This is a genomic window from Saprospiraceae bacterium (assembly GCA_016712145.1).
GTDB lineage: Bacteria > Bacteroidota > Bacteroidia > Chitinophagales > Saprospiraceae > Vicinibacter.
On sequence record JADJRO010000001.1, the window covers coordinates 2163292 to 2181474 of the forward strand.

The 18183-nt window shown below is 37.3% G+C and carries 10 protein-coding genes and 1 pseudogene; 2 read left to right on the plus strand and 9 right to left on the minus strand.

Translation table 11 applies throughout. The features are described from left to right. Window position 1 precedes the first annotated feature (1 nt). Window positions 2-183, minus strand: a pseudogene (locus IPK91_09155) (GxxExxY protein). A 211-nt stretch (window positions 184-394) separates the two neighbouring features. Next, the gene (locus IPK91_09160; protein ID MBK8297426.1) at window positions 395-5011 is read right to left on the minus strand and encodes a T9SS type A sorting domain-containing protein; all 4617 of its coding nucleotides are present in this window, start codon (window positions 5009-5011) and stop codon (window positions 395-397) included. A 273-nt stretch (window positions 5012-5284) separates the two neighbouring features. Here IPK91_09160 and mnmG point away from each other — a divergent pair, with 273 nt between their 5' ends. Continuing rightward, a complete protein-coding gene (gene mnmG / locus IPK91_09165; GenBank protein MBK8297427.1) occupies window positions 5285-7150 on the plus strand; it encodes a tRNA uridine-5-carboxymethylaminomethyl(34) synthesis enzyme MnmG in 1866 nt (621 codons plus the stop codon). Window positions 7151-7161: 11 nt separating this feature from the next. Here mnmG and IPK91_09170 read toward each other — a convergent pair whose 3' ends face one another. Further along, window positions 7162-7818, minus strand: coding sequence for a YceI family protein (locus tag IPK91_09170; GenBank protein ID MBK8297428.1), 657 nt, complete (start codon window positions 7816-7818; stop codon window positions 7162-7164). A 3-nt stretch (window positions 7819-7821) separates the two neighbouring features. Next, window positions 7822-8727, minus strand: a complete 906-nt coding sequence (locus IPK91_09175; GenBank protein ID MBK8297429.1) for a MerR family transcriptional regulator — start codon at window positions 8725-8727, stop codon at window positions 7822-7824. 76 nt (window positions 8728-8803) lie between these two features. On the opposite strand from IPK91_09175, the gene bshA reads away from it, so the two are divergent. Continuing rightward, window positions 8804-9931, plus strand: coding sequence for an N-acetyl-alpha-D-glucosaminyl L-malate synthase BshA (gene bshA / locus IPK91_09180; GenBank protein ID MBK8297430.1), 1128 nt, complete (start codon window positions 8804-8806; stop codon window positions 9929-9931). Window positions 9932-10344: 413 nt separating this feature from the next. On the opposite strand, the gene IPK91_09185 is transcribed toward bshA, so the two are convergent. The 5 genes from IPK91_09185 to IPK91_09205 all read right to left on the minus strand — a co-directional run bounded on the left by IPK91_09185 (window position 10345) and on the right by IPK91_09205 (window position 18170). Further along, the gene (locus tag IPK91_09185) at window positions 10345-10755 is read right to left on the minus strand and encodes an HIT family protein (GenBank protein ID MBK8297431.1); all 411 of its coding nucleotides are present in this window, start codon (window positions 10753-10755) and stop codon (window positions 10345-10347) included. Then, the gene (greA, locus tag IPK91_09190; GenBank protein MBK8297432.1) at window positions 10755-11231 is read right to left on the minus strand and encodes a transcription elongation factor GreA; all 477 of its coding nucleotides are present in this window, start codon (window positions 11229-11231) and stop codon (window positions 10755-10757) included. The genes IPK91_09185 and greA overlap by 1 nt, the downstream gene beginning before the upstream one ends. A gap of 120 nt (window positions 11232-11351) precedes the next feature. Further along, the gene (locus IPK91_09195) at window positions 11352-12389 is read right to left on the minus strand and encodes a PorV/PorQ family protein (protein ID MBK8297433.1); all 1038 of its coding nucleotides are present in this window, start codon (window positions 12387-12389) and stop codon (window positions 11352-11354) included. Window positions 12390-12459: 70 nt separating this feature from the next. Then, window positions 12460-16446 (minus strand): hypothetical protein, encoded by a 3987-nt coding sequence (locus IPK91_09200; GenBank protein ID MBK8297434.1) that lies wholly within the window; start codon window positions 16444-16446, stop codon window positions 12460-12462. A gap of 26 nt (window positions 16447-16472) precedes the next feature. Beyond that, window positions 16473-18170: a TonB-dependent receptor gene (locus IPK91_09205; GenBank protein MBK8297435.1), complete on the minus strand. Its 1698-nt coding sequence runs from the start codon at window positions 18168-18170 to the stop codon at window positions 16473-16475. Window positions 18171-18183: the final 13 nt, after the last annotated feature.

Sequence of the window (18183 nt, forward strand, 5' to 3'; positions counted from 1 at the left end):
ACTAATAGCCATTTATAATTCTCCGCAGTCCTGTTTTTAATAGGACTTCATTGAAATTAATAAGTAAACCCAATTTAAATTGACCTAATTTTAAATAGGTCATAAATGTAAAAAATGAATAAGAGCTAATTGTTCAATGCTTTTAATTTCAATTATTATTTCATTCTCCACCAAAAGATCAATTCTTGAACCGTGTTCCTACTCAGTGATCTTGTCGTGAAATATCTTGGTTGATAGTTGTTGGTTGATAGTTGATAGAAAGAGCACATGCATTTCTTAGCGTCTCTGCGTGAAATTTCTTTAACGCAAAGTCCACAAAGAAAATACACACGAAGAAATACAGAGTTAATTTCCTCTGCGTTTAAGTATTTGAATCCTTGTAAATAAAACTAATTTACTTAACTATAATTAAACGTTGTACATCTCGTTGATTGTTTCGTCTTGCCTCAATAAAATACATACCAGAAGAAACTCCTAAAATATCTAAGTCTATATCCATGAATCCATCTATCAACATCGTTTCAACTTTGTAAATAGTTTGTCCCATCATATCCTGAATACTAAATTGAGTTTCATTTATATTCAAGTCCGTCAAATAAATTCGAATATAATTGGATGCAGGATTTGGAACAATTCTAAATAAATGTTCCTTCGAAAATTGATCATCTGATGTAATGCACTTCCATCGATTTACAAATCCTTCACCTGCAGAATATAAATCACAAGTTAAGGCACCGCAAGAATCATAAGTTGCTAATGCCCAGGCAACTTTATTGAAATGATTTGTAGAAAACCAATTCTGCCCATCCCATTCAGCTACCCCAGTTGCAAGAGTACTTCCAATTTTACTAAATTCCCCGGCAGCATACAATTTATTATTATACCGAATAAAATCTCTAACAGCTTCAAGGGTATCAGGAACATCTCCTCCTGCCATGGACGACCAATTGGTCCCATTCCATTTTGAAATGCTTTGAGTCAACGGAAGATTCGCTGCATTGCGGTAATGTCCACCTACTATCAAATTTCCATTGTATTCATACTGTGCAGCCACACCATTGTAAGGAAGGTTATTAAATAAATTGATGCCTCCAGCATTGGTTATCCAATTAGAGCCATTCCACCTGGTTGAATTTAATCCGGGTGAATTAAAAGTTCCGGCAGCATACAATTGATTATTGTATTGTCTTAATGTATAAATGGGACCATTAAACAATTGATTGATTGAATTAAAATTATTATTCCAACTAATACCATTCCATTGTGCAATATTATTTGTTGCCAAGGCAGATGTTTGGCCTGCATTCTGAAATTGGCCACCAACAACTAAACCGGCTGGGGTACTTTCCAGTGCTGCCACAAATGCTAAACCGGAACCTGTGAGTCCATTGTCTAAAGATGCCCAATTGCTACCATTCCAACTGGCAATATTATTTACATTACTTACCGATCCTGCTGTTGAAAATTTTCCCCCAACGTAAAGCAATCCGTTATGAACTGCCAATGCGCGCACTTCGCCATTGAGTCCTTGAGAAAGTGGAATCCAATTCGATCCATCCCATGCAGCTATATTATTTGCTGCTACATTTCCAACTTGCGCAAATTGCCCTGCTACAATCAACTTACATTGATATACCACCATATCATATACGAAACTGACACCACTGGCAATATTCTGCCAATTTCTAGTACCAGATGCGCAAACGGACTGATCACAAAAACTATCCAAAACTGTCGGACAATCAAAATTATAATTAAATACACAGCTATCTCTTTTCCCGTTATTAGTAAAATAGTACTTCACCTTAACAGTATACACACTTGCTCCACTAACACAAAATGTTGCTGGATAAATCGTGCCCGAAGGAATAAATCCACCAGTAGGATTTATTAAAAAACTTGTATTCGTCGAATTTGAAATGGACCATCCATTTCCCGATTGAACATTTGCAAATGTTCCTGAACTTAACTGCACTTGCATCTGTGTAAAACAAGCAGCATAAGGAACGTGTCCTTCAATATCATAACAACATAAACCAGGAAGAACTGAACTTTGGTTTACAAAATTAGTTAAAGAATCACATTTACATGGGTCTGGTACTTTTGGACAATCAAACATAAAAACCCTGCTGCATGTATCCAATGCTCCATTATTATTATAATAATAAACCAATTGAATGGAATACAGACTGGATCCGGTTACGCAAAAATCCACTGGGTGTATAGTCCCTGGAGGTAAAAATCCACTGTTTGATAGAATCGTAATTTTTTGAGCACTATTGGAATTTGCAGTGTAGCCTGTATTGGCTTGAATATTTGTAAAACTTCCCGAACTCAAATTCAATTCAATCTTTGTAAAACAATTTGAAGTTGGAATTTTAGCTGTCAAGCCATAACAGCATATCCCCGGATTAACACTGTTTTGTTGGATATTGGTTTGAAGTGAATCGCAATTACAAAGTGAAGGTAATTTAGGGCAATCTAAAATATAATTATAACTACAGGTATCTGAAATTCCACTATTAGTATATAAATAATGTACTGTTACTGTATAATTGCTTGCACCATTTACACAAAATGAACCTGGTGTTATAAATCCAGCTGGAATAAATCCGGAATTTGGAATTAAACTAAAACTCTGATTCGTATTCGTAAAGAAATTCCATCCGGCATTCGCTTGCACATTGCTAAATGTACCCGCATCAACTGTTATTAGGATTTTAGAAAAACAATTTCCAGGAGCAACATTCGCCTGAATTTTATAACAACATTTTCCAGGAACCGTGCTAACGGGTACTACAAAATTCTTTAACGAATCACAATTGCATGCTGGTGGGGGTGGCGGACAATCTCTTACAAATTGTTTTGAACACCGAGGTAATACTATACCCGTATTATCATAAAATTCTACTTTTACTGTAAATGGATTTACGGCTCCGCTTACACAAAATGATCCCGGATTAATGGGTCCACTCGGAACAAAACTTCCCTGTGGTAAAAAACAAATTCCCTGCGGGCTTGAGCTGGCTATCCATCCTGGACTAGGGGCAATATTGGTCAGTTGCCCAGAGGAAACAGAAACGCAAATTTTAGAAAAACACTTATTTAATTTACTGTTAGCATGTAAATCAAAACAACAATCCACCTGTGATCCTAGTGTAAGCAATTGCGCTGTGGTTGAATCGCAACAATCAGGCGGTGGATTTTGTCCGGGACAATCAAATGTAAAATGATAACTACAGGTATCGGTGCCTTTAGGGCTCGTATAAAAATATAAAACCGTAACGGTTATTGGATTAAATGCACCTTCAACACAAAACCATGCGGGCACTATTTTACCAATTGGAATAAATCCTGAAATGTGCGTTACCGTAAAATCTTGTGCTCCTCCGGAACCCAAAATAAAGCCTTGTAAATTATTGGCCTGCACATTTGTAAACATTCCTGAATTGAGTTTCACCTGAATCTTTGTAAAACAATTAGGAACTGGGTTATCTGTGTGAATCGTATAACAACAAAATTCCGGCAAGGTATGCTGCTTTTCAAGATAGGTTTGAAAACTTGAATCACATTTTTTTATGAAAGGGGGTAGCTGACAATCGAATACATAATGAAACTCACAGGTATCCTGAAATCCATTTCGTGTATAAAAATAAAATACAGAAACTGTATAACTTGAAGCCCCACTAACACAAAACGAACCTGCATTAAAATTTCCCGGAGGAATAAAGCCACCTGTATGCGTAAATGTTATGTATTTAAAATTATTTTGATTAACGATCCAACCCTGATTGGTATTTGCTTGTACATTGTAAAATGTTCCTGCACTCAAACTGATTTGCATGCTATTAAAACAATCCAAAGATGCAATGTCCCCACGTACCTCATAGCAACAACCGATTGGTGAAGCAGAGGTTATCGGTCTGATTTCATTTTTAACAAACGAATCACAGGCACAGGGTTTATTAATTACACAAATGGTATCACTGCAGGTGCTGATACAAGATCCTTCTATAACCGTTAGATTAATTGGATAGCATCCGGGTTTGCTGTATTTTATCCACAAACTGTCCACACCAAAAAACCGTTGACCAATTAAATTGTCAATGTTTAAAACCCAGTTAAAAATCGTATTGGGTCCACCATTTCCGGTATAATAAATCAAAGCAGTATCTCCAACGCAAATGGTATCAGGAAAATCAAACGAACAAGTTAAATCACATTTAAAATTTACACAAATGGTATCCTTGCATTGACCATTATTTAGAATGACACAATAACACCCATCCTGAGGTGGATAAAAGCATTGTTGAGTTGATAATACCAAGGGAGAATTACATGCATACCATGCGTACATTAAATTATCCGGACTTGCACACAGTGCATTGTTTGTTTGGTTTACCACCCCGGTTAAAGCTGGTAAAACAGCCAAATGTACCGGTGCTGGTTGCGAGGTATTGGAACAATTTTGATCGGTAATGTTTACCAGATTGTACGTTGTTTTAACAGTGGGACAAACCCGGTAACTGTAATTGGTTGAACTGGAATTATGACTTGTAATTTGATTGTTTTCACGAATTTGAAAACTAAATGGCGGTGTACCGCTTAATACTACATTTAAATTGGTGCATTCTCCTTCACAAATCGTATCCATTGTTAGACTTAACAAACCCTGAGGCAAAGGAAAAACTTCCGCATTGACACTACAGGTTTCCGGAGCCATCCCAGGCTCTTGCCAGATCACCTGAATCATACACAAACCTGCTGTAGTAAAACAGGCCATGTGTGGATTTTGTAAATTTGGATTTGTGATGGTGCCGCAACTGATTGTCCAACTATAACTTGCATTGGATGTTCCAGTTCCAATATAATTCACAGCATAACATTCATTTAAACAGACTGACGGGACGACCTCAATGCATTGAATTTGTGAATGTAAATTTGTAAAAATAGACAGACTGCAGTTTGCAATAAATAATACCAGCAATCGCTTTAGAAAAACGTTTCTCATAATAGTAAATTTAAAAAGGTAACCGAATCGAATAGCGAAATTTGGACGAGGTGCTGTCGGATAGAATACAAATTTATACCAGAAAACGATAGAATCAAAATTTTTATCTAAGACATTTTATTGGATGAAGGCTTAATACAATCAGCAAGGCAGATCTTTGAACATGCTTTTGCTAAAAATGTCCTTTTGAATCAAGTTAAATTACACCAGGAATCGGATAACTCAAGTTGAAGCTGATTCTTCCATTTACAATTCCATACCTTTGCAAACCTTATGTTTAAACCCTATGATGTAATTGTTGTCGGTGCCGGCCATGCTGGATGCGAGGCTGCAGCTGCAGCTGCCAATATGGGCTGTCAGGTACTTTTAGTTACCATGAATATGCAAACCATCGCTCAAATGTCATGCAATCCTGCAATGGGTGGTGTTGCGAAAGGTCAAATTGTGCGGGAAATAGACGCAATGGGAGGCTATTCCGGTATCGTTACAGATGAAACCAGGGTCCAGTTTAGAATGTTAAATCGCTCAAAAGGGCCTGCAATGTGGAGTCCCCGGGCACAATCGGATCGGAACTTATTTGCCAGAAAATGGAGAATTCTTTTGGAAGCCCATCCGCTCATCGATTTTTGGCAAGACATGGTTAAAGGCTTGCTAGTCAAAGAAAATAGGGTACATGGCGTTATAACTGGTTTAGGTCAGCACATTGAAGCCAAAACCGTGATTTTAACCAATGGCACCTTTTTGAATGGTCTAATTCATATTGGGGAAAAACAATTTGGAGGAGGACGGGCTGGTGAAAATGCTGCAAAAGGCATTACTGAACAATTGGTAAGCCTGGGTTTTGAAAGTGGGCGAATGAAAACCGGCACACCTCCACGATTGGATGGTCGAACCATCGATTACAGCCAAACTGAGATTCAAGAAGGAGATGTTAAGACTTCCCGATTTTCTTTTCTGGAAACTGAGCTACCCGAAAAGCAACTTAATTGCCATATTACGTATACGAACCCTGAAGTCCATGAAATTTTACGAACAGGATTTGCTCAAAGCCCAATGTTTACAGGAAGAATTCAAGGATTGGGGCCGAGGTATTGCCCTTCTATAGAAGATAAAATCGATCGCTTTTCAGATAGGGACCGACACCAGCTGTTTATTGAACCTGAAGGCTGGGATACGCATGAAATTTATATTAACGGATTTTCCTCTTCGCTACCAGAAGAAGTGCAATTCAAAGCCCTACAAAAAATTCCAGGATTGCAAAACGTGAAAATGTTTCGTCCAGGTTATGCCATTGAATACGATTACTTTCCACCTACCCAACTTTCTTTAAGTCTTGAAACCCATTTATTAAAAAACCTTTACTTCGCTGGTCAAATTAATGGGACAACAGGATATGAAGAAGCCGCATGTCAAGGTTTTATGGCTGGAATCAATGCAGCACTACGCGTCAAAGATCAGGAAGCCCTGATCCTCACAAGGGCGGATGCCTATATCGGTGTTTTGATTGATGATCTGGTTAATAAAGGGACTGAAGAGCCCTATCGCATGTTTACTTCCCGCGCAGAATACCGGATTTTATTACGCCAAGACAATGCAGACAGAAGACTTACTCCCATTGCTCAAAAGATTGGAATGCAAAATTTAGAATCCCGCATCCAACGGTTAAACCAAAAGGAACAAGGAATTCAATTCATCAGAACTCAATTGCAAAAAATTTCTTTAAATCCAGATGAAGTAAATCCATATCTGGAATCCATTGGTTCATCTCCCATTGAAATAAAATCTAAATTATCCCAACTATTAAGCAGACCAAATGTAAATTTATCTGATTTGTCAAAATTAAATCCAGCCTTTCTCGATGAATTAAATCAATTTGATTTAGAAACGGTAGAATGTGCAGAAATTGAATTAAAATACGAAGGGTATATTAAAAAAGAACAGGAATTGGTTGACAAGATGTCAAGACTTGAAAATGTCAAACTCAATGATACATTTGATTATCATTCGATCCCTGCATTAAGCAATGAAGCTAAATCAAAACTCAAACGAATTAAACCTTCATCCATCGGTCAGGCCAGTCGAATCAGTGGTGTTTCACCTGCTGATATATCTATTCTTTTGGTTTATTTAGGAAGGTAACCTGGAAAATATTAAATTTTTTTCGCTACTATCTTAACACTTAAAGCGATCTCATCATGAATAAATCCATCCTTTAAGGTGGCTAAAATCTTTTTCGAACTATACATGATATTGTAGTTTGTACGGTCAATTAAAAACTCTGGGATTGTAATTAAAACACCGTCGTTGGAATAATCGATTTTACCGTTTACAACAATTGGATTACTTACCCCTTTAATCGTAAGGGTACCGGAAATCATCGCATTGTTTACAGAATCTTTGATTTCGTTTATTTTATCAACTTTCAATTTTGCATCCGGGAATTGAGTCACATTAAAAAAATCCTCATTTTTTAAATGTTCATCCAACTTATTTCGGTCGGATGCATCTTCAATATCTAAATTGCGAATGGTATTCATATCAATCAACAAATCAGCTGATTGAATTTGTAAATTGCCTCCAAATAATATGCCCGACTTAAAATTTAAACGCCCATTGTGAGCGCCTGAAGGCGATTTACCCATCCAGTAAATAATACTTTGAGCTGTATCAATTTGAAATGAATCAGAACTTGTATGCAAAGTGCCCTGCTCATTTGATTGCGGATTGGTTACACTTGTGTTTTGTTTACACGCACTCAATAAAAAAAATATACATGTCAATTGAAAAACAACATGAATTCTAAACATACCTTATTTTTTACAAATACAACTAATCTCTTTCAAGGTTTTAATAAATTGTTCCAATTCTTCAAATCCCCTTGTGATCCGAACACATTTTGTTTGATCTGAAAAATGTTCAGAAAAATATCCTGTTAATAATAATATTGGAGGGTCTTGAATTTCATTTAAACAAGCTACTAATTCTTCAATAAATTTTATAGAACTTTCCTCATGAATGATGGTAAATAAAAATTGAGGCTTAATTATTTGAATCCCATCTAAAATATCAGTTGGATTTAAATCTGATCCTAAATCAATTGCCCTAAAATGATTTCTTCGAATGAACAACTCTACAAAATACTGATTGAGTTCCTGTTTTTCATCCGGAGGTAAAAACATCAAAAAACAGGTATTGTAATCCTGTTCTTGATTTTCTAAATGACAGAGTTCATGAACCAATTTTTTCTTTATAATCCGATTTACAAATTCCTCATGTACTTTTTTTATACTTCCACTCAACCACATGGTATTCAATTTATCCAGAAACGGCATCAAGATTTGATTGAATGTCATTTCAAATCCCATCTGGTGAATGTTAGTGTTTAACAGGTGTGTAAATTTTTTTTCGTTGAGTTGCAAGATAGATAATGTCAACGCATCCAATGAATCCTTATTAAAAACCTCTACATCGCTGATATTCGCAACAAGGGATTCAATCTCCTGAGGAGGCATTTCAGATATAAGCGAAATTTTATATCCCTTTTGATTGAGTAAAGCAATATTGGCCAGGTTTTTAAGATCCTGATCATCATAAAACCGGATATTGGTCTGGGTTCTTTTTGGGTTGATAATTCCATAGCGCTTTTCCCAGATACGGATCGTATGGGCTTTGATTCCCGTCAACATTTCAAGATCCGCTATAGAGTATATTGCCATTAAAAATATCAAACCATGTAAGGTGTAATTAACATTTACCTTATTAAATTGTTTAATAATTCTTATGCGCGACGTATTGAATATAGGCATTGTGTGCTACCCTACCTATGGAGGAAGCGGTGTAGTAGCTACTGAATTGGGGATGGCCTTGGCCAGAAAAGGTCATAAGGTACATTTTATCAGTTACCGGCGGCCTGCAAGATTGGGGCATTTTCTACCGAATGTATTTTATCACGAAGTAGCTCCTTTCGAATATCCATTATTCGATTTTAAACCCATGGATACTGCCTTGGCCAGCAAGATCGTGGATGTGGCTCTGTATGAAAATCTGGATGTCTTACATGTCCATTATGCCATCCCACATGCAACCATTGGATATCTGGCTCGCGAAATACTTCGTTCAAAAAACAAAGCCCTTCCATTTGTAACGACCTTACATGGCACGGACATAACTTTAGTGGGCGCAGACCGATCTTTTTTCCCTGTAGTTGAATTTAGCATTAATCAATCCAATGCAGTTACTGCAGTTTCACAAGCTTTAAAAAATCAAACCCACGATACCTTTGATATTCAAAAAAATATCATCGTTATCCCAAATTTTATTGACTTTGATCGGTTTACTAAAAAACCGAATCCAGAATTGCGATTGAAATTTGCTTTCGAAAATGAAAAAATTCTTATGCACGTTTCTAATTTTAGAAAAGTGAAACGCGTTGAAGATGTTCTTGCTGTTTTTAAAATGGTCAATCAACAACTTCCTTCCAAACTGGTTTTGATCGGTGATGGTCCGGAACGACCTCGAATGGAAATGTTGAGTCGTGAGTGGGGAATCAGTCATGAAGTTTGTTTTTTAGGCAAGCAGGATAATGTTGAAGAACTGTTAGCGATCTCCGATTTATTTTTACTTCCATCTGAACACGAAAGTTTCGGTTTAGCAGCTTTGGAAGCAATGGCATGTGAAGTTCCCATTATTGCGTCAAACATTGGTGGCTTAACCGAAGTGATTCTACAAGGCAAAACCGGCTATGCTTGTCCGGTAGCCGATGTAGCTGAAATGTCGGATAAAGCAATTTACATTTTATCCGATCCAGATCGCCATGCAGCATTTCGACTTGCTGCATTCAATCGGGCAAAAGATTTTGATATCCATCAAATATTACCTATGTATGAAGATACCTATTATGAATGTAGGGTGGAAGGCTAGAGGCTGAAGGCTAGAGGTTGAAGGCTAGAGGAGGAAGGCTAGAGGAGGAAGGCTAGAGGAGGAAGGCTGAAGGCTAGAGGCTAGAGGCTAGAGGAGGAAGGCTGAAGGCTAGAGGCTAGAGGCTAGAGGAGGAAAAATGCTGCAATGATAAAATTTTGCAATCCTGTAATAAGGCTAATAGGCTGAAGGCTAGAGGCTGAAGGCTAGAGGCTAGAGGCTAGAGGCTAGAGGCTAGAGGAGGAAAAATGCTGTAATGCTAAAATTTTGCAATTCTGTAATAAGGCTAGAGGCTGAAGGCTAGAGGCTGAAGGCTAGAGGCTAGAGGCTAGAGGAGGAAAAATGCTGCAATGATAAAATTTTGCAATCCTGTAATAAGGCTAATAGACTAAAGGCTATAGACTAGAGACTAGAGACTATAGACTAGAGCCTGAATTAAAATTCTTTTGAATCTCACTAGCCAAATTCTTATACTCAAGCTCTGAAAATTGCAAGCGTGGATTTGAAAAATTTAATTCACTAATTGCATTCAACGGAACCAGATGTATATGTGCATGTGGAACTTCCAGACCAATTACGGTCATCCCTACTTTAGTGCATGGCACGGTTTGCTTAATCGCATGGGCCATTTGTTTTGAAAACTGCATGAGCTGGTTTAAAATGTCATCCGGTAAATCGAAAAAATAATCAAGTTCCATTTTTGGAATGACCAGAGCATGTCCTTTAGCCAATGGTTTAATATCTAAAAATGAAAAGCAATACTCATTTTCAGCTAGAAAATAACAGGGAATTTCTCCACCAATAATTTTTGTAAAAATACTTGCCATTAGGATGCAGTGATTTCCAAAACTTCCAAAATCATTTCACCGGCTGGCGTTTGAATTTTAGCCTTGTCTCCCACTTTCTTTCCCAACAATCCTTGGCCAATCGGAGATGTAACAGAGATCCGGTTTACTTTAATATCCGCTTCTGCTTCCGATACAATTTTATAAGTCATTTCTTTATTAACCTTGTGATTGTGGATGCGTACATTGGCCAACATGACTACATGGGATGTATCAATATCACTTTCATCAATGATTCGGACATTCATTAATTTCTTCTCCAGATCATTGATTTTCATTTCAAGCATACCTTGAGCATCTTTTGCTGCATGGTATTCAGCATTTTCAGATAAATCTCCTTTTTCACGAGCTTCAGCAATTGCTCTTGCAACTTCTTGTCTGCCGTTCGTTTTTAATTGTTCTAAGTCATGCTTGAGCTTATCATAACCTTCCTGGGTCATGTAATTTAAATTGCTCATAGTTTGTATATTTTTGATTAAAAAGCAAAAGAACGTTTACCGGAAAGACCGGAAAACGTTCTTCAAATTCAATAATTATTCTATTATAACAACATGAGAGCCTAAATTAGTTCAATCAATTTAAAATTCCAGACGAACTCCAAATTGATGAGTTCCTTCGAATGGATCAGAATGCCTGTATCCATAGTCGATTCCCAGGCGGGTTTCTGATTTTTTCTTTAATGGAACTGAAATACTGGCACCTGCTGCTAAACCGGTATGGGCTGTCTTATTTATTTCGTCGCCTCCTGAGTCAAATTCATACTTATAAGAAGCTCTTAAAGCAAAGTATTCTGTTAATTTGATTTCTGCACCTCCACCAATTTCATCTCTTCCAAAAGAATTTGAAGTGAAATTTACAATGGGAGTAATCGTAACCATGTCTGAAGGAATAAAATCATAAGATACCCCAATATGCAATTGAGAAGGCAATTCAAATTTATTGAGTCGAATGTTATAGGTTAAATCGGTATTTTCTGAACTTTTCAATTGTGTTGACAATCCATCTCCACTAAAATCCATAGGGCCTCCAACATTCCGCAAGGAAATACCAAATTTAAAATTGTCTTGGGAACCAGATACATATTGAATCCCTGCGTCTATAGCAAATCCAAACGTACTTAAATCCTGAATTGATTCAGAAATTCCACGAAACAATACACCAACCGTAATTTTGTTTCCAAACGTGTGTGCATATCCAACACCAATGTTACTGAATTTTGGACTATAGGTCGCACCCGTTCCTTCCGGTACAGCGGTTGTAGTAACCCGGATGTCTCCAAAGTCAACACTCATTATAGAGATCCCCAAGGTTCCACTTTTCCCAACTTTAGTAACAAAGCCTCCGGCATTTAAACCAATGCCGCTTGGTACCAACCATCTCGATTGGGCAAGGCCAATTTCCATTCGGTTTACCCTGGCAATACCTGCTACGTTTACCATCATGGCTTCAACTCCACGGACACACGACGCATTTAAACTATTTAGCGCTCCGCTTCGAACCCATGGATTCATTAATAATTCATAAGCGCCGGCTTCACCCTGGCGATCCGGATTTCCGCAAAAAGCTCCGGTATTTAAAATTGAAAGTGCAAAAAGAGTAAAAATTATTTTTCGCATAAGTCTTCTATTAATCAGGTTTTAAAACAAGTGATTCCGGATTCAACCGGAATCACTTATCAGTTTTTTTTTACAATCCGGATGGATCAAATTTTCTTGCTACACCAAACCACTTCACAATTTTTTCTGCTCCGGTTGAATTTTCTTTAATGTGAATAATATAGGCTCCACTGGAAACAGGAACTCCTTTGAAGTTTGTTAAATCCCACTCCTGATCTGGTGCAATTTGTGTTTCAACAACACCTGGGTTGGAACCTGTTCTTCTAACAGGTACTTCGTCCCGTTTGTATTGTTTAATAAATTTACCATCAACTGAATAAATCGTTACCGTACAATTTGCAGGGAGATTGGTAATCTTCACAACATTACTGAATTGACCCGTTTCATAACTTGAAAATCCATAATACGGATTTGGAACTACATTCACATTGTCCAGGGCATTGTTGTAATCATTTTGCTTTGTCACTAATTGTGCTTCGTGACCTTTAATTGAAAATGAATAAAAATTATGTCCTTTGTTTTCATTCGTACCCAATGCATACTGATATGGATTTTGTACTCTCAATCGCACAGTCACATCATTTGGGATGATTCCGTCTTTATAAGATTTTAATTGTGCTTCAGGTGCAATTACTGACATACTGCACCAAGTAAAATCACGGAACAATCTGTTTTTATCAGCAATTTTAGTTGAATTCAATCCCAAGCGGAAACTTCTGCAAGAATCGTAAGGCGTTTTTGTAACATAGATATAATGATGACCTCCGATAAGCAATGAAAATAAAGTTTGCGATAATGGACACAGTGGATTTTGAATGAGATATTCATCTGTTGGATTATACATCATATCATCTCCTGTCAATGGTCGTGCATTGCATCCATCCAAAAGGGTATTGTCCGCAGAATAAAATGAATTTTCTCCAAAGAAAATATTCAAACGCTTTCCTGATTCTACATCAACTGCATAACCTGGAAACCAACCCAATCCAGTACTGTCTTCGTTGGTGTCAATATCTGGCAATCCGTCATTGTCTAAATCATCTTTCGTGACAGAAGGCTTTTTCTTTAAAGCAAAGTTTTTCAATCCGCTTACAGGAGAAACTAAATTTCCGCCCACATTTGGATTCCAAGTTTCAACAACCACACAACGGCTCCATTTAGATTTATCAGAAGTAAAAACGATATCTACATTGTTTAAATCAGACATTTTAATGGTCCCTCTGGTAACTTTAGATAAAGGATCAATCCAAACTGGTGTTAAGTAAACGGTATCAGAAGGTAATTTATATGGATACCAGGTACCTTTTATGTCGCCCAATCCCAGGTTTGAATAACACTCTTTTGGATCCAGTGCATAAGAGGGTTGACCCAAACTGGATAATATAAAATCAGATACTCCAATATTGTGATCTGCTTGCGCAGTTAACCATTTTTGTCCGTTTGGATCCTTGTAATCATAATAAAGTCCATCACCGATAACGCCACAGGTGTTTAAAGAATCACTCCCTGCTTCAATGGTTTGACCAATGACAACTGAAATTCCAAACTTGTTGAGAATTTGTTCGTTGAGGCGACTGATATCCGATTCTGAACGTGTTGTATCATTCGTAGTTTTATTGACCAACAACCAATTAACGGGATCATCCAATTTAGTATTGGTAGGATTTGAGTCCGTAAATTTCAATTCATAATCGCCATCTTTTACACGAAGCGGATCATAGACTTTAATTTCTATTGGACCACGTCCGGGTTGATAGGTAACTTTTCCATCAAAACCCGGTGCCAACATTTTATCGTACATATCTGGCTTGAGTAATAAATCAATGCCACCCATGCCTATTCCATCGTGACGGGTAATTTCAAAATTACTACCATATTTGGCATTGAGTTTTTCATATACCTGTGGTCTTGGGGTACCGGTATAAGGCTTGCCATCTTCATTTGGACCAATATTTAAACGTCCCGGACAATAGGTCATCCGTTGACCTAAATTTTCAACCAAATTATAATCCTTGTAATTATTATAACCATAAGCAATTACAGTAAAGTAATATTTTTTATGATTGATCAGTCGGCGATCCCCTTTTGCAAATTGATCTTCAGTAACTTTAAATGTATGTCTGATGCCCAGGTTTGGACCTGCAACTTTCTCTACCGGAGAATAAACGATCGGATGTGTTGTAGGATCCGGACTTGGATTTTTCTGACCAACCCAATTGTATATTTTTTTAATATTATTTTTTAAATCAACAGTATAGATCTCACGTACTTTAGTTGGATCTGCAATGGTTGCATCATTTAAGGTAATAGAAGGATCGGCTACTTGAAAGATGCGATATCCTTCAAAGCGGTATAAACTATCTACACCTAAAGGAAGTCCAATGCCTGCTTCCGCATACGATTCAAATTTATTATTTGAGTTCAAGTCATTAGTAAGAACCAATATTAATTCCTGATCCAACTCGATAATATCTACATCGGGTGCATCCGGACCGTCTTTAATTTTAAAGCAGTTGTCAAATAGATCCTGAGATAATTTATCTGCAGCATACAATTCATCCATATTTGGACATGGATAATTTTGATCTGGAACAAAAGGTACACCGATAATTAATTCATTGATTGCTCCTGGCAATAATTTCATAGGACCTGTAGCTTGCAATGTTCTGCGGTCGCCTTCCCCTAAAGAAGCTGTACACATACTCCAACCAGCTTGATTATTAGGATCATCACTTACTGCATACCGTGTGGTATCTTGAGAAGACGGATTGTAACCACTTCCCCCTTTAGTCAATGGGGTTCCATCTCTCCAATGTCCGGTTAGGTATCGATAATACTCGATGGCTGTTCCTGGATCAGTAGTAGCTGCCGGATGGTTGCCTACCGATCCATTATTGTAATACATAAAGGATGACATGCCAAGTTCTTTTCCAAATTCATCTAGCGGACCTCTGAAATAATCTACTCCTAAAAGCGGTATTTCTGTACAATACGTATTTACACCTTGATCACAATTACAACCATTGGATCCATCTGAAGGATCTATGTTATAGATATACATCAAACTGCGCTCTTTGTTACAACCGACATAATCGTCTGTATAACAACCTAAATCCGGATCAATCCACATCGCAAAATAGCAGTCTTCCAATTCTTGTGGAGCACGATTAATCAACTTATAACGCTGGAAGGTCATGTCATTGATTTCATCACCGGTATTAAAGGCAAATGCCTGGACCTGCACTTCCATACGAATCGGTTCGCCATTTGAATTGGTGTGAATGGCACCCCCTCCGTTGTCATTATATACCCAGAAATACATTTGATCTGGATAAACGGGTTCAGTACATCCTCTGATATCGATGATTGGAAAATCTCCAAATTCTGGTTCATAAATTCCATTATCAGAAGGAGAGCCTGGTTCTTCATAAAATAAACCTAAACCTTGAGGAAGGAAGGGCAATTCAAATCCATATTTGGATGAAAAATATTTATTACCTCTGGCCGGATAGTATAAAACGTCTTCCGGAATTTCAGAAAGAGTTAAAGCACGAGTATCTTTAACCTCTTTATAAATTTTTTGTTGATCGCGAATACTCTTTCCAAGAACTACAAAAAACTGGTCCCAGTTTAAACAATCTTCTGCTGTTGTTTCACCTGTATTAGGAGTTAATGGACCAGGCCAACAATCGTTCATAGATGGTCGACGATATGCCTGCGCCATTAAATGCAAGTTTCTGGAAGGATCGTATCCTCCTACCCAAACTGCTCCGGCATAAATTGCAGAAACTGGTTTTTTACTGGATCCTTCCGGTACTTTTGGTACGATGTAAGAACCTTTACTTAAATCCCACCATACATCCCCGCCGTTTAATAAACGTGCGCGTACGTTGTTGATGTCCATGTCTATTTGCTTGGTAGCAGCAGCACAGGCACCCCCTCTAGGTTTTAAGTTTTTAGATGTCTTGGGATTGGGAGCCACATGTTCTGGTCGGTTTGAAAAACCAACCGTCTGACTCACGAATAAAATGCTTAAGAATAATACTATTGATCTCATAAAGCAAAACTTGTTCAATGATTAAATTAAAATTCGAGAATGGCTCCTAAATAGATTCTTCTCGGTTGTGTAAAATTGTTCGGATTAACGACCCGGTAATTATATTGGTTTACAAAATAATCAATATAATCTTCTCCATAAATTCCAGTTACATTTGAAATTTCTGCAGCTCCTTTATCAGATTTAAGATATCCATCATCTTTAGAACCACCAGAACCTCTGTAAACTCCAATTATATTTTTAGTATCAAATAAATTTTGAACTCTTAAATAAATATTCAAATCTAAAGGATGCTTTCCACGTACAATGCTAATGTTCTTATCCAGACGCATATCCACATTAAAATTCCAAGGCAAACGAGAACCGTTGATATCTCCACGGTAACCGGAACCATCAAAACGAATAATTTGTGTACCTGGTGAATAAGGTCTTCCAGAAGCAGTAGTTACCAACATATTGATCCCTGTATTTGATAAAATGTCTTTACCAAACAATCTTGGACCGTTGTAACGTTTACCGGATTCATAACGGTAATCCGCTGTAAATGAAAAACGATGTCTTTCATCATAATTGAATGGGAAAATATTGCGGATGTTAATTCCTTTTTGCGTTAAGCCACTTTGCGTTTCAGGATCTGAACCTGTTCCATCTGCAAACTGCAAGGTATATGCTGCAGTAAATTCAAAATTATTGGTACGTCTTAAATCATAGGTAAAGTTAAACCCTTTAACCGTTCCAAAATCAATATTTCCATAACTGTCGTACGTTCCAATGGTTGCAACGCGGCTATACGTAATCCGATTGATCATGTTGCGCAATTCTTTATAATAGGCCGACATTTTAATAGCTGATGAATTGCTGATTTTTTGCTGGAATCCAACTTCATAATCGACTGTTCGGCTGGGTTTCAAATTGGCATTGTTTGCAGGCGTTCTTCCCTGGTCATTAAAATAATAATATTCCAATGCGGTAACGTTTGCATTTGATGTTGGACGTTGTACCAAAATATCATAATGCGCAAAGAAATTGGAATTATCAGAAATCGGGAATGAAAATGCCATTCGAGGCATCCAGTTAATTTGTGATTTATAATCATCAAATGATTCTTCCACTTTAAAATATCTTCCTTTAATAGATCTCAAACTATCTACCGGCTGTACATATGCAGGATACACCAGGTTACTGGTAAATAATTGATCCGATGAGTTGACCGGTGTGCCTGCGCGATTATACCATTGGTCTCCATTTCGGTAAGCTTTTACTTCAGTTGATTTCTCACCGGTTACATATACTTTGTAATCATCTCCGATAGACCCTGGTTTTGTCGTACCATTAATATCATGAAATGATTTAGCTCCTAACAAACCATATAATGAATATGGATCTTTCAACACTTTTGTGTTGGCGTCAAAAAAGTCTACCCGAGCTCCTAATCGGAAAATGATATCCTTAAATGTAAATTTGTCCTGGATATATCCTCCAACATAAACAGGCGTAAATGGTGCTACCTCAAATGCTTTGCGTCCGGTTACTGGATCTACGATTCTATAAAAGTCTTCAAACTTAACGGTGCTCTTGGCTTTATTTCCTAAATAATCAAAACCACTGTATCCAATAACATTTTGATCTGTAAGCTCACGAGGTGAAAACATATTTAATGCCAGATCATTATTGGTTAATTCGTTTACGTTTCCATAACGGTGGACTGCTGAATCAATATCCATTCCAGGAAATAAT

What these genes read in the sequence shown, in the direction of transcription:
- IPK91_09195 (MBK8297433.1), bottom strand. Translation starts at nt 12,389, where the DNA reads ATGCGAAAAATAATTTTTACTCTTTTTGCACTTTCAATTTTAAATACC.
- greA (MBK8297432.1), bottom strand. Translation starts at nt 11,231, where the DNA reads ATGAGCAATTTAAATTACATGACCCAGGAAGGTTATGATAAGCTCAAG.
- IPK91_09205 (MBK8297435.1), bottom strand. Translation starts at nt 18,170, where the DNA reads ATGGATATTGATTCAGCAGTCCACCGTTATGGAAACGTAAACGAATTA.
- IPK91_09160 (MBK8297426.1), bottom strand. Translation starts at nt 5,011, where the DNA reads ATGAGAAACGTTTTTCTAAAGCGATTGCTGGTATTATTTATTGCAAAC.
- mnmG (MBK8297427.1), top strand. Translation starts at nt 5,285, where the DNA reads ATGTTTAAACCCTATGATGTAATTGTTGTCGGTGCCGGCCATGCTGGA.
- IPK91_09200 (MBK8297434.1), bottom strand. Translation starts at nt 16,446, where the DNA reads ATGAGATCAATAGTATTATTCTTAAGCATTTTATTCGTGAGTCAGACG.
- IPK91_09175 (MBK8297429.1), bottom strand. Translation starts at nt 8,727, where the DNA reads ATGGCAATATACTCTATAGCGGATCTTGAAATGTTGACGGGAATCAAA.
- IPK91_09185 (MBK8297431.1), bottom strand. Translation starts at nt 10,755, where the DNA reads ATGGCAAGTATTTTTACAAAAATTATTGGTGGAGAAATTCCCTGTTAT.
- IPK91_09170 (MBK8297428.1), bottom strand. Translation starts at nt 7,818, where the DNA reads ATGTTTAGAATTCATGTTGTTTTTCAATTGACATGTATATTTTTTTTA.